18 protein-coding genes and 2 pseudogenes are annotated in these 21,533 nt (G+C 63.9%); 5 read left to right on the forward strand and 15 right to left on the reverse strand.

Annotated features, from left to right (window positions below; genetic code table 11):
* Window positions 1–19 precede the first annotated feature (19 nt).
* Window positions 20–2,026, forward strand: a complete 2,007-nt coding sequence (gene pdeR / locus OKW30_RS32640; RefSeq protein ID WP_184062492.1) for a cyclic di-GMP phosphodiesterase — start codon at window positions 20–22, stop codon at window positions 2,024–2,026.
* An 18-nt stretch (window positions 2,027–2,044) separates the two neighbouring features.
* On the opposite strand, the gene OKW30_RS32645 is transcribed toward pdeR, so the two are convergent.
* The gene (locus OKW30_RS32645) at window positions 2,045–3,148 is read right to left on the reverse strand and encodes a malate/lactate/ureidoglycolate dehydrogenase (protein WP_429348661.1); all 1,104 of its coding nucleotides are present in this window, start codon (window positions 3,146–3,148) and stop codon (window positions 2,045–2,047) included.
* A gap of 123 nt (window positions 3,149–3,271) precedes the next feature.
* A complete protein-coding gene (locus OKW30_RS32650) occupies window positions 3,272–4,732 on the reverse strand; it encodes a M20 family metallopeptidase (RefSeq protein ID WP_429349207.1) in 1,461 nt (486 codons plus the stop codon).
* A gap of 168 nt (window positions 4,733–4,900) precedes the next feature.
* Between OKW30_RS32650 and OKW30_RS32655 the strand changes: the two genes are divergently transcribed.
* Window positions 4,901–5,212 carry a superinfection immunity protein gene (locus OKW30_RS32655; protein ID WP_187630728.1) on the forward strand — a complete coding sequence of 104 codons (312 nt, stop codon included), beginning with the start codon at window positions 4,901–4,903 and terminating at the stop codon, window positions 5,210–5,212.
* A 91-nt stretch (window positions 5,213–5,303) separates the two neighbouring features.
* Here the strand turns inward: OKW30_RS32655 and OKW30_RS32660 are convergent, their stop codons facing one another.
* From OKW30_RS32660 to OKW30_RS32675, 4 genes are all read right to left on the reverse strand, one after another.
* A complete protein-coding gene (locus OKW30_RS32660; RefSeq protein WP_184039698.1) occupies window positions 5,304–5,573 on the reverse strand; it encodes a YodC family protein in 270 nt (89 codons plus the stop codon).
* A gap of 486 nt (window positions 5,574–6,059) precedes the next feature.
* A complete protein-coding gene (locus tag OKW30_RS32665; RefSeq protein WP_429348662.1) occupies window positions 6,060–7,607 on the reverse strand; it encodes an MFS transporter in 1,548 nt (515 codons plus the stop codon).
* A gap of 58 nt (window positions 7,608–7,665) precedes the next feature.
* Window positions 7,666–8,295 (reverse strand): TetR/AcrR family transcriptional regulator, encoded by a 630-nt coding sequence (locus tag OKW30_RS32670; protein ID WP_184062500.1) that lies wholly within the window; start codon window positions 8,293–8,295, stop codon window positions 7,666–7,668.
* Between the two features lie 192 nt (window positions 8,296–8,487).
* A complete protein-coding gene (locus OKW30_RS32675) occupies window positions 8,488–8,913 on the reverse strand; it encodes an OsmC family protein (protein ID WP_184039692.1) in 426 nt (141 codons plus the stop codon).
* A 320-nt stretch (window positions 8,914–9,233) separates the two neighbouring features.
* Between OKW30_RS32675 and OKW30_RS32680 the strand changes: the two genes are divergently transcribed.
* A complete protein-coding gene (locus OKW30_RS32680; protein ID WP_184039690.1) occupies window positions 9,234–9,542 on the forward strand; it encodes a DUF4148 domain-containing protein in 309 nt (102 codons plus the stop codon).
* A gap of 167 nt (window positions 9,543–9,709) precedes the next feature.
* On the opposite strand, the gene OKW30_RS32685 is transcribed toward OKW30_RS32680, so the two are convergent.
* The 5 genes and pseudogenes from OKW30_RS32685 to OKW30_RS32705 form a co-directional block, all read right to left on the reverse strand.
* A complete protein-coding gene (locus OKW30_RS32685) occupies window positions 9,710–10,264 on the reverse strand; it encodes a carboxymuconolactone decarboxylase family protein (RefSeq protein ID WP_184063339.1) in 555 nt (184 codons plus the stop codon).
* A 32-nt stretch (window positions 10,265–10,296) separates the two neighbouring features.
* Entirely contained in the window at window positions 10,297–11,625 is a 1,329-nt protein-coding gene (locus OKW30_RS32690; protein ID WP_184059906.1) for an aspartate aminotransferase family protein, read from the reverse strand.
* A gap of 5 nt (window positions 11,626–11,630) precedes the next feature.
* Window positions 11,631–11,987, reverse strand: coding sequence for a hypothetical protein (locus OKW30_RS32695; RefSeq protein ID WP_429348663.1), 357 nt, complete (start codon window positions 11,985–11,987; stop codon window positions 11,631–11,633).
* A 97-nt stretch (window positions 11,988–12,084) separates the two neighbouring features.
* A complete protein-coding gene (locus OKW30_RS32700) occupies window positions 12,085–12,939 on the reverse strand; it encodes a MurR/RpiR family transcriptional regulator (protein ID WP_187630723.1) in 855 nt (284 codons plus the stop codon).
* Window positions 12,940–13,020: 81 nt separating this feature from the next.
* A pseudogene (locus OKW30_RS32705) lies at window positions 13,021–13,743 on the reverse strand (haloacid dehalogenase type II).
* Window positions 13,744–13,835: 92 nt separating this feature from the next.
* Here OKW30_RS32705 and OKW30_RS32710 point away from each other — a divergent pair.
* Both OKW30_RS32710 and lhpH read left to right on the forward strand, forming a co-directional pair.
* Window positions 13,836–14,957: pseudogene (locus OKW30_RS32710) on the forward strand (branched-chain amino acid ABC transporter substrate-binding protein).
* Window positions 14,958–14,986: 29 nt separating this feature from the next.
* The gene (gene lhpH / locus OKW30_RS32715) at window positions 14,987–15,994 is read left to right on the forward strand and encodes a trans-3-hydroxy-L-proline dehydratase (RefSeq protein ID WP_429348664.1); all 1,008 of its coding nucleotides are present in this window, start codon (window positions 14,987–14,989) and stop codon (window positions 15,992–15,994) included.
* 133 nt (window positions 15,995–16,127) lie between these two features.
* On the opposite strand, the gene OKW30_RS32720 is transcribed toward lhpH, so the two are convergent.
* The 4 genes from OKW30_RS32720 to gltA form a co-directional block, all read right to left on the reverse strand.
* On the reverse strand, window positions 16,128–16,811 hold the full coding sequence (locus OKW30_RS32720; RefSeq protein WP_429349208.1) for a hypothetical protein: 684 nt from the start codon (window positions 16,809–16,811) through the stop codon (window positions 16,128–16,130).
* 61 nt (window positions 16,812–16,872) lie between these two features.
* Window positions 16,873–17,499 carry a DUF429 domain-containing protein gene (locus OKW30_RS32725; protein ID WP_429348665.1) on the reverse strand — a complete coding sequence of 209 codons (627 nt, stop codon included), beginning with the start codon at window positions 17,497–17,499 and terminating at the stop codon, window positions 16,873–16,875.
* Window positions 17,496–19,775 (reverse strand): amylo-alpha-1,6-glucosidase, encoded by a 2,280-nt coding sequence (locus tag OKW30_RS32730; RefSeq protein ID WP_184063344.1) that lies wholly within the window; start codon window positions 19,773–19,775, stop codon window positions 17,496–17,498. Before OKW30_RS32730 ends, OKW30_RS32725 begins: the two co-directional genes overlap by 4 nt.
* 329 nt (window positions 19,776–20,104) lie before the next feature.
* Entirely contained in the window at window positions 20,105–21,403 is a 1,299-nt protein-coding gene (gltA, locus tag OKW30_RS32735) for a citrate synthase (RefSeq protein WP_184062514.1), read from the reverse strand.
* Window positions 21,404–21,533 lie beyond the last annotated feature (130 nt).

The following is a 21,533-nucleotide window of genomic DNA, read 5'->3' on the forward strand; positions in this document are numbered from 1 at the left end:
GGCACACTCCGGGGATTTCATGAGCGACCAGCTACACGACCAGGTGCTTCACGCGCGGTTCGGCACGAGCAGCCCTTGCTGGCGCCTGGCGGCCGCCAGCGACATGCTGGAACTCGTGCCTGCGCACGGCCACGCGGCTGTCGGCGTCGCCATTTCCCTCACCTCTTCTCAAGCTTCCCTAGTCCGCGCGCTGAGCGGCGTGACCTCCCACGTCGTCGTCGACGTTCAGTTGGACGCCGCGCCGCTGCGGCTGCATCTGGTCGGCAAGAAACTCGATTGTCATCGCTGGGGCGGCACCGCGTCGGCCGATGGCGACACCGAATCCGTCGCGCGAGCGCTGCTGCACGGTCTGTCGTTCGCTGAACAGGTCGTCTCGGAGGTCAATTCGGTCGTCGTGATCGTCGACCGGAACGGCCGGATACAGCGCTTCAACCGGCTCGCCGAGGAGCTGACCGGACTCAGGGAAGAGGACATCATCGGCCGCAGCGTCTGGACGTTGTTCATGTCGTCCGACGACGGCGGGGTCTCGAACGAGGTCAGCGCGAACTTTTTCAATCGTGGCGAACCGTACGAGATCGAACGGCGCATCAAAACGGTGCACGGCGAACGGCTGTTCCTGTTTCGCAACAAATTCGTGCGCAGCGGCAGCGGCATCGAAGAGCAGTTCCTGATCTGCTCGGGCACCGACATCACCGAGCAACGGCTCGCGCAGGACCGCCTGATCGAGCAGGCCACCACCGACCCGCTCACTGGCCTCGCCAATCGCAACGCGATCCAGGAGCGCATCCAGATCGCGATCGAACTGGCCGCGCCGGGCGAAACCGTCGGCGTCCTGTTTCTCGATCTCGACAACTTCAAGAAGGTCAACGATCACTACGGCCACGTGTTCGGCGACCGCCTGATCTGCGATGTGTCGGACGCGATCCGCGACTGCCTGAATCCGGGCGACTCGCTCGCGCGTCTGGGCGGCGACGAATTCATCGTGCTCGCGGCGAAGGGCTCCGCGCATGACCTGGAAAACACCGCGCAGCGCATTCTCGATCGTATGCGCATGCCGTTCGCCGTCGGGCTCGTCGAGGTCTATACCGGCTGCTCGATCGGCATCGCGCGTTCGCCCGAACATGGCGAAACCCTCGAATCGCTGATCCGTTCGGCCGACACGGCGATGTACGTCGCGAAGGACGAAGGCAAGCGCACGCATCGCGTGTTCTCGCCGGACATGAATCGCCGCGTCGCGGAGTTCATGTGGCTCGACACGAATCTGCGCCGCGGACTCGAGGAAGGCCAGTTGGCGCTGCACTATCAGCCGAAGCTGAAACTCGCGACGGGCGCCGTGCAAGGCGCCGAAGCGCTGGTGCGCTGGAATTCGCCGGAGCGCGGCCAGATCATGCCGGCGGAATTCATCCGTTATGCCGAGGAATCCGGACTGATCGGCGTGCTCGGCCGCTGGGTGATGGAAACCGCAGCGAAACAGGCGGCCCGCTGGAAAGCGGCCGGCTATGACCTGCGCGTCGCGATCAACGTGTCGGCGCGACAGCTCACGGATACAGCCGTGGTCCGCCATTTCACCGAGGCATTGCAGCACGCGAGTCTCGATCCATGCCTCGTCGACCTCGAACTGACCGAAAGCTGCCTGATCGAAAACGAAGCGGCCGCGATCGAGCTGATCAAGCAGTTCCGCCAACTCGGCGCGCAGGTGCATCTCGACGACTTCGGCACCGGCTACTCGTCGCTGTCGCAACTCGGCCGTATTCCGCTCGACGTGATCAAGCTCGACCGCAGCTTCACGGGCTCGATCCACGCGGATATGAAGGCACAGGCGCTGGTGCGCTCGATGGTCGCCGTCGCGCAGGAGCTCGATTTCCAGGTGGTCGCCGAAGGGATCGAAACCGAGGCGGAAGAAGCCTTCATGAAGGGGCTCGGCGTCGATTACGTGCAGGGCTTCCTGTACGCGAAGCCGATGCCCGCCACCGAGTTCGAGCGCTGGCTGCTCGATAGGCGCAGCAAGCTCAGGCTGATCGCCTGAGCCCTGCTGTCGCGCGCTTCAGCCGAGGCGCGCGGACCAACCACCCACTTCGTCTTCATCCATCCCGACGGCGCGCGCCGCGCAGTGGATTTGCGTCCACGTAGCCGCGTCGATCGGAATGCCGGCGGCCTCGCGCTGCGCGCGCGTCACGCGCTCGGGCTCGCCGGGTTCGTAGATGCGCTCCGCGCCCGCCGTGAGCGGCGACGCCTTCACCCACGCGAGGAACGCATCGGCTTCGGCTTGCGCATCGGGCGCGTCGAATGCGGTGGGATCGATGATCACCGATAGCATGCAGTTGATGATCGCGTGCGTGGTACCGAGCGTGTCCGCATGCGTCGTGAAGCCGCCCGACAGCGCGCCGCCGAAAATCTCGCAGATCGCCGCGAGCCCGAAACCCTTGTAGCCGCCGAACGGCGTCAGCGCGCCGAACGGCGCTTCGTGCATCACTTTCGGTTCGAGCGTCGGCATGCCTTCGTGATCGATCAGCGCGCCGGGTGGCGTGTGCTTGCCCTGGTTATAAGCGACGCGCGTCTTGCCGAACGCGATCGTGCTGGTCGCGAAGTCGAGCACCAGCGGCGGTTTGCCGGGCCGCGGATAAGCGGCGCAGAACGGATTCGTGCCGATGCGCCGGTCCGCGCCGCCGAATGGCGCGACGAGCGGATCGCCCGCCACGTTGACGAAGTGAAACGACACCAGCCCGGCGCGCGCGCACTGCTCGGCCCAATGCCCGATGCGGCCGATATGATGCGCGCCGCGCAAGCCGACCGCGCAGACGCCGAGCCGCCGCGCGCGCTCGATGCCCCGCTCCATCGCCTCGAACGCGATCACCTGACCGAAGCCCTTGCCGCCTTCGACGGTCAATACCGCGCCCGCGTCCTTCACGACGTCGGCGTGTCGATTCAGTTGCAGTTGCTGGTCGGCGAGCGATTCGACATAGCGCGGGATCATGCCGACGCCGTGCGAGTCGTGCCCGGTCAGATTCGCGGCCACCAGATGATCGGCCACCAGCTCCGCTTCGCGCGGCGTACTGCCCGCTCGCTCCCAGATCGCCCTGACGTAGGCATGCAGTTGATCGGCCGGAATCCGGGGCGTGGTGGTTTGGGCAGTCCGGGAGTCGGTCATTCAGCGTGTCGGTGAGGTTCGAACGGAAGGAATGAAACGGCGGGAAAAACAGCTGCATCAAAGCAGCATCGATAAACAGCGGGCCCGGGTCACGCCCGAGCCCCACTCAAACGAAACCAGAACTCACGGCGCCGCGGCAATCACTTCGGCAACCGCGGCCGTCAGCTTCTTGCCGTACGGCACGTGCAGGAACTCGTTCGGCCCATGTGCGTTCGACTTCGGCCCGAGCACGCCGCACACCATGAACTGCGACTTCGGGAAGCCCGCCTTCAGCACGTTCATCAACGGGATCGTGCCGCCGAGACCCATGTAGGCCGCGTCGGCGCCGAAGTGCTGACGCGACGCATCGTTGAGCGCGGTGGCGAGCCACGGCGCGACCTCCGGTGCGTTCCAGCCGCTCGCCGCGCCCGCATCCGGCTTGAACGTGACCTTCGCGTTGTACGGCGGATCGAATTCGAGCAGCGCCTTCAGTTCGGCGACCGCCTTCTCCGCTTCGATGGTCGGCGGCAGCCGCAGCGACAGCTTGAACGCCGTGCGCGGACGCAGCACGTTGCCGGCGTCGGCGAGCGCGGGCAAGCCAGCCGCGCCCGTCACCGACAGCGACGGACGCCACGTCGAATTGAGCAGCGCCTCGCGCGGATCGGTCGTGGTGGGCAGCACCTGACGGCCGTCCTGGCCGCACGCCCACGGCATCTTCTTCCAGACGTCATCGCCGAGAATCCTTGCGGCGGCCTCCGCTTCGCGCAGACGATCGGCCGGCACCGTGCAGTGGAAGCCCTTCGGCAGCAGCGTGCCGTTCGCGGAGTCTTCGAGACGGTCGAACAGCTGCCGCATGATGCGGAAGCTCGACGGCACGATGCCGCCGTAGACGCCCGAGTGGATCCCTTCGTCGAGCACCTGCACTTCGAGATCGCCGCCGACGAGGCCGCGCAGCGACGTAGTCAGCCACAGCTGATCGTAATTGCCCGCGCCCGAGTCGAGACACACGACCAGCCCGACGTTGCCGAGCCGCTCGCGCAGCGCATCGACGTAGGGCAGCAGATCGTAGCTACCCGACTCCTCGCAGGTTTCGATCAGCCCGACGCAGCGCGGACGTTCGACACCCTGTGCATCGAGCGCGGCGAGCGCCGTCAGGCTCGCATAGATCGCGTAGCCGTCGTCCGCGCCGCCGCGGCCGTAGAGCTTGCCGTCTTCGAACTTCGGCGTCCACGGACCGAGGTCGTTGCGCCAGCCATCGAACTCGGGCTGCTTGTCGAGGTGGCCATAGAGCACGACGGTTTCGTCGCTGCCCGAGCGCGTCGCGGCCGTCTCGAAGAAGATCACCGGCGTGCGGCCCGGCAGGCGGACCACCTCGAGCTTCAGGCCGCGCACCGGTTGCTGCTCGGCCCATTGCGCCGCGTCGGTGATCACGCGCTCCAGATAACCGTGTTTCGCCCAGTCGGGATCGAACGCCGGACTCTTGGCCGGCACCGCGATGTAGTCCGTCAGCGCGGGCACGATCTCGTCGTTCCACTTGCGCTCGACGAATTCTCGTAGCGTGTCCGGGTTGAGTTGAGCCTGCTGGGTCGTGTCGTCGGTGATCATGATCGGGTCCGTGAAGTACTGTTCGGTCGAAACGATCATGATAGTCCCGATGCGTGTCGGGCTGAACCCCTTGCGGTGATTGGGGTGGAGACTGGAACGCGCAGGTGCGAGGCGCGCGGCCGCCATTCGCGCGACAATCGCTACATGCATCGCGCATCAGGAGCTTGTATGGGTGGCAACGTGGCCGTTCAGGCCATCGGCGCGACGTTCGCGCTGGCCTTGTATTTTCTGCCGGCGATCATCGCGGACCGGCGCAAGCGCCGCGACGTGCTGACGCTCGCGCTCTTCAATGCCTGCCTCGGCTGGACCATACTCGGCTGGGTGCTCGCGCTGTATTGGGCGCTACAGCCGAATCCGGCGGAGAGCCTCGCGCGGGACGTCGTGGAGACACGCAAGGTGTCGACCTTGCGCGCGTTTTCATCGGCGCTGACGCTGCGCGTGCGGCGACGCGAGGCCGCGCGCGACCGGCCCGAGCGCTGAAACGATTCGGGCGGCTCGAGCAAGACGAGCAACAAACGAACAACAGGAAACCGATTGATTGACGTGCACGGGCGTCACTCAGGGGCGTCACTCAGGCCGCGCGCCCGATGCGACTCCACTGTACCGAGCCCGCCGGAATGGAGCGCGGCTCCGCCCGCACGGCTTGCGCCGCAAAGCTTTCGTGGCGCAGTTCGCCGTGTTCGTCGAACCACTCGCAGATCACCCAGTCGCCGGGATTCAGCGCGACCGGACCTGCGTACGTCACGGTCATGCGCGGGCCCCCTTCTTTTAACTTCACGACGTCGCCCACATTGAAGGCGGCGGATGTTGTCTGGAATGCGTCAATGGTAGCGGTCAGCATATTGGGTCCCCCTATCTTGAGCGTTTATTAAGTTGAGCCCGGCTTTATCGACTCCGACCTGTTGAACGTACACTCTAAAGTTAAGACAGATTAACAATCGAATTTAAACGCGGCAAGCGCTTTTTTATTGATACCGTTTTCATTGAACCCGCAGTTCATGCTCGCTGGCTAAAGTTCCGTGCATTACCGAAAACAATCATCGCGACACCTTGCGGCTAACCCTATGTGCGCTACCGCACAAACGCAACACTTACTGCAGGCCATTTGCAGGCAGGTAGAAAATGCGAGGTCGGTTTCATCTGATTAGAAAAGCTGACGCGATGTCGTCGAGCCGTTAATCGGATGAGCCAGTTTGATCTAAATCAGAGTTACCTGTGAACGAGTAGATCGCCGGTAAATACCATGCAGTTCGTTATACCGCTTCGTTCAAATTGAACGGTTTTTTCAGCAAGCTAACAAATGAAAGCGATTACCAGCGGATTAACTTCAAACTGCCGGGGCGACCGGGCGCCGCACGCCTTGCTGATGACGCACCAGCAGCACGCTAAGGCCGATACACACGAACATCAGCACGGCATTGATAGCGAGGCTCAGCTGGAACGCGTGCGCATAAGAGGCGGGTGTCGAACTGCCGCCGAGCGCCCCGAAGAACGCGCCGCTGATCGCCGCGATGCCGAACGCGGAGCCGATCTGCAAAGTCGACGAGACCACACCCGATGCAAGCCCGGCCTTCTCCGGCACCACCTCCTGCAGCACGATGCGCATGATCGACGGCAACAGCAGACCATGTCCGACGCCCGCGCACACTAGCCCGCAGTAGAACAGCAGATCGGGCGTCGCGGATTGGGTCGCGGACCAACCGGTCACCGTGAAGCCCAGCGTCATCATCGAGAAACCGAGCGTCAGCACATGGGCGCCGATGCGCTTGACCACGGCCGGCGACGTCAACGGCCCGATCACGAAGCCGAACGCGAACGGCATGATCGCGATGCCCGACGCGAGCGGCGTCCAGTGCAGGCCGGTTTGCAGAAAGATGCCGTAGGTCAGGAAGAACGCGCTATTGCAATAGAACAGAAACGCGAGCACGAGACCGAGCGCGAACGCGCGATTGCGGAACAGTTGCAGATCGACGAGCGGATGCCCGCCAGCGCGCTCGACGCGCCGCTCGGTCGCGACGAACAGCGCGAACACCGGCACCGCGAGTGCGAACATGGCGAAGGTCCACGCGGGCCAGCCGGCTTCACGGCCATGCGTCATCGGATAGATGACGAGCAGCAGCACCGCCGACAGCAGCGCGACGCCCTTCAGATCGACGCCGGTATGCGTGGCCGGCTGGTTCTCCGGCACGAACTTCCATGTGCCGATGAACGCCGCGATGCCGATCGGGATGTTGATCAGGAAGATCACGCGCCAGTCGAGCCCGAACGGGTGATACGTGATCAGCGCGCCGCCGCCGAGTTGCCCGACGATCGACGACAAGCCGAACACGAAGCCATACAGACTCATCACGCGCGTCTGCTGATGCAACGGCACGACCGCACGAATCGTCGCGAGCACTTGCGGCGCCATCACCGCGGCCGCGATGCCTTGCACGATGCGCGAGATCACGAGCATGTGGCCGCTCGTCGCGAAGCCGCACAACGCCGACGCGATCACGAAAGCCGCCATGCCCGTCATGAACATGCGACGGCGGCCGAACAGATCGCCAAGACGGCCCCCCGTGATCAGCAGCACCGCGTAGGCGGACGCATAAGCCGACACGACGAGTTGCAGTTGCGCGTCGCTCGCGTTGAGGCCCGTGTGAATCGACGGCAGCGCCAGATTGACGATGAAGTAATCGAGCGGCGCGAGAAAGGCGCCGACGAACAGCACGGCGAGCGCGAGCGCCTGGCGCTGAAAGCCGGGCGCCGACGCTTTGGCGGCGACAGCCATGCCGGCCATCGCCGGGCCGGGACCGGTCACGGCTGCGCTCGCCGCGCAGCTGACGGACCCACCGAATGCCGCCGGAGCGGACTTGATTGCCTCAGGTTTCATGACCGATCGTTCAAAAAATGGTTAAAAAATTTTTGCGCCACTGCTCGCGAACGAGGTGTTACACCAGCGCGCGCATCGCCACATCGACGATACCGATCAGCGCATCTTGCTGATGCGCGACCCGCCCCATGACCCGCAAGCCCTGCATCACGCATAGCAGGAAATCGCCGACGGCTTTTTCGTCGAGCGTCGAATCGAATGCGCCGCTCGCCTGACCGCGGATCACCGCCGCAGCGAGCAAAGTCGCCATGCGGCGCTGAATCGCGGCGACGCGCGCGCGCAGCACTTCGTCATCGGGCTGCATTTCGAGCGTCGTATTCGTAATGAAACAGCTGCGCCGGCCGCTCAATGCGCAGGACACCCTCGCGTAGTGCAGCAGCGCGTCGCGCAGCGCCTGCTCCGGTTCGGCCGTCGCGCTCAGTCGCTGCGCAAGCCGCGCGACCGCGCCTTCCGAGTAATGATCCAGCGCGGCGAGCATGATGCCGTGCTTGTCGCCGAATACGCCGTACAGGCTGCCGCGCAGCAGGCCGGTGGCCTTGCACAGATCGTCGATCGACGTCGCGTGGTAGCCGTGATCCCAGAACACCTGGCTCGCGTTCGCCAGCACGGTGGCCGTGTCGAACTCGCGCGGACGGCCGCGCTGACATGTTTCGCCGGCTTTTTTCGCGGCTTGCTTTGAATGACTCAATTGCGATGACCTTGTTGCCTGGTTGCGTCGGTCCGTTGATATTATGACTGGATGTTCAATAAATCAAGGATGGCATTCCGTAGGCCTACTCGCGTCGGGGTCATCCGTTCATTCGACAACCGGCATCAAAAAACCGGCGGCGGACATGGCCCGTCGCCGGCTTCGTTGCGCGCTCACAGTGACAGCAGGGGCTCAGGTCTCGAGCTTCGCATCCATCGTAATCGTCGCATTCAGCACCTTCGACACTGGGCACCCGGCCTTCGCGTCCGCGGTGGCTTTGTCGAACGCGGCCTTGTCTCCGCCCGGAATCTTCACGGTCACGTCGAGATGCACTGCGGTGATCGCGAAGCCGCCGCCATCCTTGTCGAGCGTGACGGTGGCCGTGGTGCCGATGCGCTCCGGCGTGATGTTGGCCTTGCCCAGCTCCGCCGACAACGCCATCGAGAAACATCCCGCATGCGCAGCCGCGATCAGCTCTTCCGGATTCGTGCCGATGCCGTCCGCGAAGCGCGTCGCGAACGAGTACTGGGTGTCCTTCAGGACGCCGCTGTCGGTGGAAATCGAGCCCTTGCCGTTCTGCAGACCGCCTTGCCAGACTGCCGATGCCTTGCGCTTCATTGCTCTCTCCTGTTTGTGCCTTGCCGCGCACGCTGCTCGACCAAAGATGATGCCCGCCGCGGCGGTCCGCCCGGATGTGTCCGCGCCTGGGCATCGGTCGCAGGTGCCGCGCGGCTTGCAGGCGCGGGCGTGGACCGGATTTCATCATAGGCGCTTCCGCGTCCCGGCGCGGAAAAGCGCCTTTTTCACTATTTCAAAACTGGCAACAATATTTCGCCAGAAAGCCGCTTTTTTGCTGACCTCGTAAGAAATAGACTGCGTTCAACGGATCGGGGAACGCGGTTCACACCGATCCACCACACAATCAATTGGAGGTCGTCATGAAATCGCTTCTTTCCGCAGTCGTCGTCGCATCCGCTCTTATCGTTCCGGCACTGTCGTTCGCCCAGCAGGCAAACGGTCCGGTCACGCGCGCTCAGGTGCGCGCCGAACTCGTAGCCGCGCAAAAAGCAGGCCTCCTGAACCAGAACGACACCACCTATCCGAAGGCCGTGCCCCAGGACTCGACGATCGTCACCGCTTCGGCGCAAGGTTCGCAAGACGTCGGCGGCGCGAAGGCCAGTTCGTCGGACGCGGGCGCGCCGGCGACGGTGCAGCAACGTCTCTTTTCGACGTATCGCGGTAACTGAGCGTGGTAACTGAGCGTGGTAACTGAGCGTGGTAACTGAGCGTGGTAACTGAGCGCGCAAGTCGTTAATGCAGCGCGCAGTAAAAAGCCCCGGTTGCGAAGTTCGGCAACCGGGGCTTTTCGTTGGCGCGCGCGGCGCTGCTGCGCAGCCGCTCGTTGGCAAAAGCGCTATTCGGGAAACGGCAGGCTTTGCTGCCCCAATGCGCGCATGTCGAACACGTTCAGCGTCATCGCGACCAGCGCGTAGTAGCCGAGCAGGCCGACCAGGTTGATCACGACCTGATGCCCGAAACGCCCGACCGCCTGCGCATACGTCGCGGCCGTCACGCGCTTCGTCTCGTACAGTTCGCTCGCGAAGTCGTAGATCAGCGCGTCGTCGGCATCGGCGAACTCGGGGCGGCGCCCCTGGCGGATCGCCTCGGCGTCCGCTTCGCCGACGCCCGCCTGCAGCGCGATCGGATAGTGGATGTACCACTCCGCCTGGGCCTGCCAGCGCGAAGCGGTCACCAGAATCGCGAGTTCCGACAGCCGCAGCGGCAGCCCGGTCTGGTAGCGGCAAAACGCGCCGAGGCGTTGCGCGTGCTGCGCGAGATCGGGGCTGTGAATCCAGCCGAGGAACGGCCCATTCAGGTTGCCGCGCGGGCCGGACAGGATTTCGTCGAGCACCGCCTTCTGTTCGGGCGTGGCAGTGGACATGTCGAAGTGAGGCAAGCGCTCGGTCATCATCGTTCTCGCAAAAGGCGGTGGGTCGAATCTCAGCGGGCGGCGAGCGACGCGCCGATCGCATCGCTGAGGCGGCTGACGATCTCGTCGATGTCGCGCTCCGTGCAGATGAACGGCGGCGCGAGCAGCACGTGGTCGCCGCTCTTGCCGTCGACGGTCCCGCCCATCGGATACACCATCAGGCCGCGCGCGAACGCTTCGCGTTTGATCGTCGCGTGCAGTTTCAGTTTGGCGTCGAACGGCTCTTTGGTAACGCGATCCTTGACGAGTTCGACGCCGACGAACAAGCCGCGCCCGCGCACGTCGCCGATATGCGCATGTTGCGCATAGTGCTCGCGCAGCCGGCCGCGCAACTGCTCGCCGCGCGCCTGCACGTTCGCCAGCAGATCGTCTTCCGCGATCACGCGCTGCACTTCGAGCGCGGCCGCGCACGCGGTCGCATGGCCGATATAGGTATGGCCATGCTGGAAGAAGCCGGAGCCGCCGACGATGGTCTGATAGATGCGGTCGCTGACCAGCGTCGCGCCGATCGCCTGATAACCCGCGCCAAGGCCCTTGGCGATGGTCAGCATATCGGGCGCCACCCCGTCTTCGTCGCACGCGTACAGATAGCCGGTGCGGCCCATGCCCGACATGATCTCGTCGAGAATCAGCAGCACGCCGTAGCGGTCGCACACCGCGCGGATCTTGCGGAAGTATTCGCGCACCGGCGGCACCGCGCCCGCCGTGGCGCCGACCACCGTTTCCGCGACGAACGCCGCGACCGTGTCCGCACCGAGCGCGAGGATCTTCTGCTCGAGTTCATCGGCGAGACGCTGAGCGAACGCTTCTTCGGTTTCGTCCGCGCGCTGCTCGCGATATGCGTAGCACGGGCTCACGTGATGCGCTTCGATCAGGATCGGCAGGAACGGCTCGCGGCGCCATGCATTGCCGCCGATCGCGAGTGCGCCGAGGGTGTTGCCGTGATAGCTCTGCCGACGCGCGATGAAATGGCGCCGCTGCGTCTCGCCCTTCTCGACGAAATACTGACGCGCGAGCTTGAGCGCCGCCTCGATCGCCTCCGAGCCACCCGACACGAAGTACACGTGCTCGAGTCCGGCCGGCGCGCTCGCGACGAGCCGGTCGGCCAGTTGCTCGGCCGGCTCCGTCGTGAAGAACGACGTGTGCGCGTACGGCAACCGTTGGGCTTGCCGCTTGATCGCGTCGATCACGCGCTGGTTGCTGTGACCGAGGCACGACACGGCTGCGCCGCCCGACGCGTCGATATAACGCTTGCCCGTGGAGTCGATGATTTCGATGCCGTCGCCCGCGACGGCCACCGGCAAGGATTGCTTCGGAGAGCGATGAAAAACGGTGGACATGATGTTCAGTTCCTGGTGAGGGCGGCGGGCGCTGAAACGCGGGCCGGTTCGGGCGTCGCGCATGCGACGAAAGTGTCGAACGCGCATTGCCTCTGGCGATACGCTTTCATCGACACACCAGCGTTGCCGATTTCGAACAGCGCGGTGGCGAGGGTGTTTTCGTCGTCGGGATCGTGAGGATCGTCGCGATAGATCGGCAAGCCCGACGGCGCGCGATCGTGCAGTACGTCGAGCAGGGCCGCCGGTTGCAGCGGGCCGACCGCGGCGAGCGCGATTTCGCCGAGCCGGTAGCCGATGTCGTACGGCTCGCCGCTGACCTGAAAAACACTGAATTCCTGCATCGACGCCACGGGTCGCACCATATTCAACAATCGGTACGTATTTATACGCCAATACAACATTTGTTGTCAAATGCCTTGAACGATATCGAGTGGAGCGCGCCGTGCCTCACGCAATCGCTCAAGGCACGTACGCGCCCTTCGCATGCAACGATTGTTCGGCGAGCGCAAGCTGCTCGAGCGCATCCGCGCCTTCGAGCGCGAGCAAATGCGCGACCAGCGCTTCGGCGATCGCGGTGGCGGCCACCAGCGACGGAAAGAACGACGGGCTTTCGTGCGAGAAGATCAGTACCTTGTCGGCGTTCAACGCGATCGGCGACACGGCGCTGTCGGTGATGGCGATCAGTTTGCTGCCTTTGTCGAGCGCGGCCTCGGCGACGCGCGCGGCTTCGACCGAATACGGCGCGAAGCTGATGACGATGGTCGCGCTGTCGCGCTCGATCGTGCGCAGTTGCATTTCGAGCGTGCCGGCCTCGCCGTTGAGCAGCGACACCGACGGACGAAACAGCCGGTAGCCATAGACGAGACCGAACGCCACCGCGTAACACGAGCGGAAGCCCGCCACGTGCACGTGCGACGCACGCCGCAACACGCGCGCGGCCTCGACGATCACGCGGCCGTTATGCGCGGCGGTCGTTTCGAGATTGTGCTGCTGCGCGACGAGAAGATCGTTCGCGAGCGCATCTTTCGATTTGACCATCGAGCGCGCCCGGCTCGTCAACGGCTCGGGCCGCGTGCGCACGCGCGCGACGAACAGATCGCGCAATTCGTTCCAGCCGGGAAACCCCAGTTGCTGCGACAGCCGCACCAGCGACGCGGGCTGCACCTGCGCGCGCTCGGCCACCTTGCGCATCGACGACACCGCGACCTCGTCGGGATGATCGAGCAGGAAGCCCGCTCCCATCTGGAACTGCGGGCTCAGTTCGGGAAAGCGCGCCCGAATCAGGGCGACGAGCTGATCGAAGCTGTCTGGCATGGTGAGGTGGGTCGGCGCCGGAGTGAGAGATGACAACAAATGTTACCACCGGGCAGGCGCGTTTCAACGGCGCGAAGATGCTCAGTTCACCAGCGCTTCCCGATGCGCGTCGACGAAGTCCGCCATGCTGTCGAAGCGGAAGTCGATGTCAGGCTGCGAGCCCGGGTTCATCGTCGCGCCAAAGCCCGGCTGCGAATGACGGCGGTAAATTCAGCACGATGCCAGGCCGAACTCGTTTGCGGCCTTGTGGTCATGGAAGAGGCTTTCTGCCGTGTGAAGGATTTTTTCCTTCTTGATGCCGCGCTGATCGAGCTTCTGAAGCATGTACTCGAAGTTGCGCGGCGACGGCTTGTAGGACCCGACGTCCTCCGCTGTGATGACGGCGTCGAACTCAACCTGCAGCCTGGCGTTGCTGAAGGTGAAACTTTCGTTGTCGATGTTCGAGAGGATGACCAGCTTGTAGTGCTTCTTCAGATATTGCAGCGCGACCGCGGAATCGGCGAATGCCGGCCAGTTTCTGATCGACTGGCCGTACGCCACGCATTCTTCGTGTGTATAGGGCAGGCCCCACTCTTCAGCCATGCGCTTATATACGATGGGAAGCAGTTCCTGATAGCGCTTCGCAGGGGTGAAGTTCTGCTGCGACGACTCGTGGCGAGCGTGCGCTTCGAGAACCTGGTCACGCGTGAGCGGTGTCCTGGCTCGCTCCAGCAGAGGCCTCAGGCCTTCAAGGATGCCACTCTCCCAGTCGATCAAGGTGCCGTAGCAGTCAAAAGTCAGTGTATCGAAATCGGTCAGTTTCACGACTCCTCCTGTCGGATGGCGTGCTCAAAGGTTGAACCCATGCCGAAGCGGAGCTAATCTGGTCAAACACGGGTCCAATACCTGGAGACTATATGCGCCACCTCGTCCTAACAATGGCTGTCTTAACAGCCGCCGGCATCACCGCATCCGCCAATGCTCAATCGGTTGTCACCCTCGGTCACTCGGCTCCGCTTACGGGCCCCCAGGCGCCGAACGGAAAGGACAACGAGAACGGCGCCCGCCTTGCTATCGATGAACTCAACTAGAGCGGTGTCACGGTCGCTGGCCAGAAGGTCACTTTCAAACTGGACTCCGAGGACGACCAGGCAAATCCGAAGGTTGGCGTTCAGGTCGCGCAGAAACTCGTCGACAGCGGCGTGATTGCTGTCCTCGGCCCGTACAACTCAGGTGTGGCTATTCCGGCATCGCGCGTCTATAACACCGGCGGGGTACCGATGCTGCCGGTTGCCTCCAATCCGGCGCTGACGAAGCAAGGCTTCAGGAACATCTTCCGTATCGGCGCGAGTGACGAGCAGCTAGGCGGAACGATGGGTCAGTTTGCGGCCAAAACATTGAAGGCCAAGACCGCCGCGGTGATCGACGACCGCACGGCATATGGGCAAGGTGTGGCCGAGCAGTTCGTCAAAGAGGCGAAGGCAAATGGAATTCAAATCGTGGACCAACAGTTCACGAACTCGTCGGCGACTGACTTCCTCGGGATTCTCACCAGCATCAAGGCCAAAAATCCGGATGTCGTCTTCTTCGGCGGATACGCTGCTCAAGGCGCGCCGATGGCCAGGCAGATGCGCGCACGCGGACTGCGAGCCAAGCTGCTTGGCGGTGATGGCATTTGCTCGGCCGACATGGGCAGGGTTGCCGGTGACGCGGCCTCTATCGTGTATTGCGCCCAGGGCGGCATCGCGCTCGACAAGACCCCAGCCGGCCGTGAGTTTCTGCAGAAATACAAGGCCGCGTTCAACACCGACACGCAGGTTTATGCGGTCAGCTACTACGACGGCGTAAAACTGCTGGCCGATGCGATGGTCAAAGCGGGAACCACGACCGACAAGGCAAAGCTCACCGCCCAGTTGGCAAAGACCAACTATAAGGGCGTGGCAGGCACCTACTCTTTCGATGAAAACGGCGATCTGAAGGGCGCGCCCACGACCGTCTATGTGATCAGAAACGGCCTTCCGGTGCCGTACGGGCAGTGACGTTCAATCGAATAACCCCCAACGCACACATGAAAATCACTCGCACTATTTCGACAGTCGAGGTCCATACCGGCGGCGAAGCGTTCCGTATCGTGACGAGCGGGCTTCCTCGTCTTCCCGGTGACACCATCGTCAAGCGTCGAGCGTGGCTGAAGGAGAACGCCGACGAAATTCGTACCGCGCTAATGTTCGAACCACGCGGTCATGCTGACATGTACGGCGGATACCTGACCCAACCCGTTAGTCCCACGGCAGACTTCGGAATCATCTTCGTCCACAACGAGGGTTATAGCGACCACTGCGGACACGGCGTTATCGCGCTGTCTACCGCGGCGGTCGAGTTGGGCTGGGTTCAGCGCCAGATTCCCGAGACGCGAATCGGCATCGACGCTCCATGTGGCTTCATCGAGGCGTTCGTGCAATGGGATGGTGAACACGCCGGCAACGTACGCTTCGTCAACGTTCCGTCGTTCATCTGGAAACGGGATGTCACGGTCGAGACGCCGTCGTTTGGCACGGTAAAGGGTGACATCGCCTTCGGCGGTGCCTTCTACTTCTATACGGACGGTGCGCCGCACGGTCTCGCAGTCCGGGAGTCTTCGGTCGAGGAACTGATCAAGTTTGGCGCCGAGGTCAAAAAAGCTGCAAACGACGCCTACCCGGTTGAGCATCCCGATATCCCGGAAATCAACCACATCTACGGGACCATCATTGCCAACGCACCACGGCACGAAGGCTCGACGCAAGCCAACTGTTGCGTGTTCGCCGACCGTGAAGTGGACCGTTCGCCCACCGGCTCAGGGACGGGCGGACGCGTCGCGCAACTCTATCTGCGCGGCGAACTGGCGAGCAACGAGACGCTCGTCAATGAGTCCATCATCGGCACGGTCTTCAAGGGGCGTGTACTCAGTGAGACGACCGTCGGCGACTTCAAGGCCGTCGTCCCCGAGGTCCGGGGCAACGCATACGTTTGCGGTTTCGCAACCTGGATCGTGGACGAGCGTGACCCGCTGACTTACGGTTTCCTCGTCCGATAATCGGTTCCTTGCAGTCGCTTTTAGCGCGGAACGCTGTGACAGGCATTCCGCGTTGTTTGATTGGCGAATCGCGCGGCCCGACCAGTAGGTCAAAGCGCGGTTTCGTGCGCGAGGCCAGCGCGTTGGCATCACCTCATCGCCCGTTCTTACCTTGCGTCTTCTTTGCGGTCGCTCTGCTTCGGTTCCGAAGCGCGAAGAACACACCGGCTCCGAGCGCGACGAGCAGAACCACGATCAGGCCGCCACTGATGTCGCTCATGCCGGTCATGCCACGAGATTCGCTCTGGCTGGGAGCCGCCGAGGCAGCCACGGGCGCGGAAGCCTCCGCCGCGACGGGCTGCGGAAGCGCCACACCGGCGGCACTCCCTTGACGCACCAGAGAAGCCTCCGATGTCGGCGAGGCCTGGGACACCTGAGATGCATCAGACGCAGATACGGCTGGAGGCGCTTCGGGATTGGGACCGACAGGTGCCATCGCCGCTTCCGAGGCCGTCACGACAGGCGCGGCCGGCTCAGGCGCGGCCGGCTCAGGCGCGGCCGCCTGAGCGACGTCGACGGACCGGGCCATCGCCTTCCACTGCGCGAACACCCCATCCACGCAGTGCACATCGATACAGGCGTTGCGCGCCTGCCGCCACTTCGCCAGTTGCGCGGACGAGAGTTTCCCGCTGCTCAGAAGAGCCTGTTGCTGCGCGAAGATGTCGTCGTACTCGTTGTTCAGGATCGCGTGATCGCAAATGACGCGCTCAGCGGGTTGCTGCGAGGTTGCACACTGAATGTCGTTCGCCGATGCCGCGGTCGAACCCAACGCCGCCATGGAAAGCAGCAATACTCCGAATCGTCGTGCCAGGTGCACCCGTCCTCCCAGAATGTGAGTGTCAAAGTCCAGGCACCACGATGAATCCGCCTGGCTCGTCACCGTATGTATCGACTCTGCCTTCCAGCAGATAACGTGCCGCCAACGCGCATAGCGCCGCGTCGACGTCGTCGATCGAAGTCAGCGACGCTGTTGCGATACCTTCCCGTTCGAGGATTGCCCGGCGCTGCGGACCCTTTTGCTTCGCGGATGCGACGTCCGTCCCGAGGAAAGCGCACGTGATCGCGTGGGGGAATGTCTCGAAGCACACGCGGCCATTGATTTTTTCGCCGCCGCTGAAAAGCGGAAAGTGCGCGACGAATGCGTCGTAGACGCGCTCGCCGTTGAACATCCATCCGTAGAAGCCGCTTTTGCCGGCGATCGCCGTTTCGCGAGCCGGTGTCGCAAACGAAAAAATTCGCTGCCGCGCGAGCGCCTTCTCGGCTAGTCGTCCCGCGGCGCCTGTTCGCCAACGACACGGCGCATCGATGCCGACCGCCGCCACCCCGAATGCGCGACACCGTTCCAGCATCTGTTCGGGGGTCGCGTTGCCGAGATGGCTCACGATCTCGGTGCCGCGCAGGACGACCAGATGGTTTCCCTTCCGGTCGCCGCCAACATCGATGCCCGCTACCGTGGTCGGCGTCAAAGCAGCGCCACCACCCTCACATCGCCCTGCTCCGCCGACGCCACCACCTTCTCGCCGATCCGGCGGAACGTGATCGACACCGACGCATCCCCGACCCGCAGATCGCTGACCTCGAGCCAGTCGATACCTTCGGGCAGCATCGGCTGTTCGATCAGCACTTCGCGGCGCTCGGCGTCGATCGTGATGCCCAGACACGCCTCGAGCATCATGAACGGCGAGCCCGCCGCCCATGCCTGCGGCAAACACGCGACCGGATAGGCCGTGGGCGGCTCGCCGCGGCGTCGCGGGAAGCCGCAAAACAGCTCGGGCAGGCGCATGTCGAAATTGACCGCGGCCTGGAACAGCGCCTGCAGCAGCTTCACGGCCGACGCCTTGCCGCCATAGCGTGACAGCCCGCGCGCGCACAGCGCGTTGTCGTGCGGCCAGACCGAGCCGTTGTGATATGCCATCGGATTGAAGCGCGCCTGGCTCGCGGCCAGTGTGCGCACGCCCCAGCCGGTGTGGAACAGCGTCGAGTCGAGCGCCCGCACCACCGCCTCGCCGCGCTCGCGCGTGGGCAGGCCGAACGCCAGCAGATGCCCCGCGTTCGATGCCATCACGCGACACAACTCGCCATGACCGTCGAGCGCGATGCCGTAAAAGCCGACCTCGTCCATCCAGTACTTTTCTTCGACGCAGCGGCGGATCTTCTTCGCGCGCTCCGCGTATTGCACGGCCGCGTCGCGCAGGCCGCGCAGCTTCGCGTAGTGAGCCATCGTGTCGAACGCGGCGCTCGCGTAGGCCTGCACTTCGACGAGCGCGATCGGGCCGTCAGGGAAACGCCCGTCCGCATGGAACACCGAATCGTGACTGTCTTTCCAGCCCTGGTTCGCGAGGCCGCCATCCGATTCGCGCTGGTAATCGAGCAGCCCGTGCCGGTTTTTGTCGCACACGCCCGCGACCCACTGCGCTGCGCGTTCGAGCGCCGGCCATAGTTCGTCGATCAAGCCGACGTCGCCGGTGCGGGCCGCGTAGGCGCCGGCCAGCACGATGAACAGCGGCGTGGTGTCGACACCGCCGTAGTACAGCGCGAACGGGACTTCGCCGGCCGCGGCCATTTCGCCCTTGCGCATCTCGTGCATGATCTTGCCCGGCGCGGCGTCGCGAAACGGCGAGTTCTCGCGCGCCTGATGCTCGGCGAGAAAGCGCAGCACGCCGGCTGCGAGATGCGGTTGCAGCCACAGCGTCTGCAGCGACGTGATCACCGCGTCGCGGCCGAACGGGGTCGAAAACCATGGGATGCCCGCGTACGGGTACGGGCCGGTCGCGAGATCCGTCGTCAGCAGGCCGAGGTCGGCGAACGAGCGGTCGATCCACGCGTTGAACAGCGGATTGCTCGAACGCACGCGCGCGCTCGCGTTGCGTCGCTCGCGCATCACCAGGTGCGCATCCACCATTGCCGCGCGTACCGCCGTGCGGCCGACGCGCGGGCGCTCCGCATCGATCTGCGAGAGATGCGCTTCGCTCAACGCATGCATCGGCTGCGACACGTCGGCGCCGGGCTTGCCGGTCATCGGCACGACATGCACCGCTATCGACAGATAGATCGACACGCAGGCCTGCGCGGGCAGCTTGACGGTGTAGTCGGCGCGGTCGGCGAACAGCTTGTCCGGCTGCGGCGAGAACGCGATCCGCACGTTGCGCGCCACGTCGTCGAGACCGATGTAGCCGAGCAGCACCTCCTGATTCTCGATGCGCGCGGGCTGCACGCGACCCTGTTTGTCGCGCTTCAGGCCGCGCACTTCGAACATATCGCGGAAATCGCTGGAAAACGAAATCGACAGCGGCACGGTCGCATCGTGCGTGCCGTAGTTCGTGAGCTCGATCGCCTCGTTGAGCACGGTGCCCGACAGCACACGCACACGCTCGACGTGGATCACGCCTTCGGGTGTGCTGTCGCCGCCGAGCGGCGGCAGCGGGCGGTTGGTCAGATGCGCGGTGAAACTGGTGTTGTCGCTGCTGACGCTGCCCGACAGCAGCGACGGCGCGCGGCCGCCGAAGGTCAGGCGCAGTTGCGACATCACGCGCGTATCGTTGACGAACAGGCCATCGTCGTGGCCGGTGATATCGCCGAGCGGATCGTTGACGATGAAGGTGTCGCCCGACTTGAGCACGTGCTGCGTAGCGCTCGCGACGTTAAGGTTTTCCGTCGGGATGAAAACGCCGTCCTGCTCGGGCTCGCGATGATCGACGCCGCCCGAGTGGGTCAGCCCGCCGAGGGCTTCTGGCTGCTGTATCAAGGTCGCTCCTATGGATTCGCTGCTGCGTTTGGTTGCACTTCGGGTCTCGCCTCGGATCGGCCGCCGGATTGCCCGGTTGCCCCGTCACCCGGGCCCCGGTTGGCCGGCCCCCGGTTGGCCGGCCCATCCGATTGTAGAGGCTCTTTCCGCGTGAGACGAGCTTATCGCCTCGGAGTTTCGGCTTTTTGGGCCGTTTTTTGACGGCGTTTTCGGTGGCACGGGATGTGCAGGCGGCAGGATGCACGGAACGTAAAAAAACCCACGGCCTCGTGAGCCGTGGGTTGGCGACCGTCGTTGAACGCGTTGTCGGGCGTCTATCCGGCCTGTTACCGCTTCGCGACCGGCTTCGCTTCACGCAGCGTCTCGCCGATGAACAGCTGACGCGGACGGCCGATCTTCTGCTCGGGATCGGCGATCATTTCGTTCCACTGCGCGATCCAGCCGACCGTGCGTGCCATTGCGAAGATGCAGGTGAACATCGACGTCGGAATGCCCAGCGCGCGCTGCACGATGCCCGAGTAGAAGTCGACGTTCGGGTACAGCTTGCGCGACACGAAATATTCGTCTTCGAGCGCGATCTTTTCCAGCGCCATCGCGAGCTTGAACAGCGGGTCGTCGTGCAGGCCCAGCTCTTCGAGCACTTCGTGGCAGGTTTCGCGCATCAGCTTCGCGCGCGGATCGTAGTTCTTGTACACGCGGTGGCCGAAGCCCATCAGCTTCACGCCCGAATTCTTGTCCTTCACCTTCGCGATGAAGTCGGGAATGTTGTCGACCGAGCCAATCTCTTCCAGCATGTTCAGCGCGGCTTCGTTCGCGCCGCCGTGCGCCGGGCCCCACAGACACGCGATACCGGCCGCGATACACGCGAACGGATTCGCGCCCGACGAACCGGCGAGACGCACGGTCGACGTCGACGCGTTCTGCTCGTGGTCCGCGTGCAGGATCAGAATGCGGTCGAGCGCGCGCACCAGCACGTCGTTGACCTCGTACTCTTCGGCCGGATTCGAGAACATCATGCGCATGAAGTTCGCGCTGTACGACAGGTCGTTCTTCGGATACACGAACGGTTGACCGACGCTGTACTTGTACGCCATCGCGACCAGCGTGGGCAGCTTCGCGATCATGCGGATCGCCGATACGTCGCGATGCTGCTGGTTCGTGATGTCGAGCGAGTCGTGATAGAACGCGGACAGCGCGCCGACCGCCGCAACCAGAATCGCCATCGGGTGCGCGTCGCGACGGAAGCCGCGGAAAAAGAAGTGCATCTGCTCGTGCACCATCGTGTGCTGCGTGACGGTGTTCTCGAACCCGGCTTTCTGCTGGGCGTTCGGCAGTTCGCCCTTCAGCAGCAGGTAGCAGGTTTCGAGGAAGTCGGCGTTCTGCGCGAGGTTGTCGATCGGGTAGCCGCGGTAGAGCAGTTCGCCCTTGTCGCCGTCGATATACGTGATCTCGGAGTTGCATGCCGCCGTCGACATGAAGCCAGGATCGTAGGTGAATTTGCCGGTCTGGCCGTACAGCTTGCGGATGTCGATGACGTCGGGGCCCAGCGAGCCCTGATAGATCGGCAGATCGATGGTCTGGTCGCTGTCGGAAAAGCTCAGCGTTGCGTGTGACTTCGAGTTCATGTACGTCTTCCTTTTGCTTGATACCGCACTCGCGCCGGCATGCATCGCAGTCGTACGGCGAGGCGCGACATCGGCGCTCCCGAAGAAGTACGGGCATGCTCAGGCTCCGCTGCGCATTCTACGGGTCGGC

The organism is Paraburkholderia sp. Clong3 (assembly GCF_050436485.1).
GTDB lineage: Bacteria > Pseudomonadota > Gammaproteobacteria > Burkholderiales > Burkholderiaceae > Paraburkholderia > Paraburkholderia tuberum.

Coding starts and splice junctions, on each gene's coding strand:
- pdeR (WP_184062492.1), top strand. CDS start 20: ATGAGCGACCAGCTACACGACCAGGTGCTTCACGCGCGGTTCGGCACG.
- OKW30_RS32645 (WP_429348661.1), bottom strand. CDS start 3,148: ATGACCGACTCCCGGACTGCCCAAACCACCACGCCCCGGATTCCGGCC.
- OKW30_RS32650 (WP_429349207.1), bottom strand. CDS start 4,732: ATGATCACCGACGACACGACCCAGCAGGCTCAACTCAACCCGGACACG.
- OKW30_RS32655 (WP_187630728.1), top strand. CDS start 4,901: ATGGGTGGCAACGTGGCCGTTCAGGCCATCGGCGCGACGTTCGCGCTG.
- OKW30_RS32660 (WP_184039698.1), bottom strand. CDS start 5,573: ATGCTGACCGCTACCATTGACGCATTCCAGACAACATCCGCCGCCTTC.
- OKW30_RS32665 (WP_429348662.1), bottom strand. CDS start 7,607: ATGAAACCTGAGGCAATCAAGTCCGCTCCGGCGGCATTCGGTGGGTCC.
- OKW30_RS32675 (WP_184039692.1), bottom strand. CDS start 8,913: ATGAAGCGCAAGGCATCGGCAGTCTGGCAAGGCGGTCTGCAGAACGGC.
- OKW30_RS32680 (WP_184039690.1), top strand. CDS start 9,234: ATGAAATCGCTTCTTTCCGCAGTCGTCGTCGCATCCGCTCTTATCGTT.
- OKW30_RS32685 (WP_184063339.1), bottom strand. CDS start 10,264: ATGACCGAGCGCTTGCCTCACTTCGACATGTCCACTGCCACGCCCGAA.
- OKW30_RS32690 (WP_184059906.1), bottom strand. CDS start 11,625: ATGTCCACCGTTTTTCATCGCTCTCCGAAGCAATCCTTGCCGGTGGCC.
- OKW30_RS32695 (WP_429348663.1), bottom strand. CDS start 11,987: ATGGTGCGACCCGTGGCGTCGATGCAGGAATTCAGTGTTTTTCAGGTC.
- OKW30_RS32700 (WP_187630723.1), bottom strand. CDS start 12,939: ATGCCAGACAGCTTCGATCAGCTCGTCGCCCTGATTCGGGCGCGCTTT.
- lhpH (WP_429348664.1), top strand. CDS start 14,987: ATGAAAATCACTCGCACTATTTCGACAGTCGAGGTCCATACCGGCGGC.
- OKW30_RS32720 (WP_429349208.1), bottom strand. CDS start 16,811: ATGGCGGCGTTGGGTTCGACCGCGGCATCGGCGAACGACATTCAGTGT.
- gltA (WP_184062514.1), bottom strand. CDS start 21,403: ATGAACTCGAAGTCACACGCAACGCTGAGCTTTTCCGACAGCGACCAG.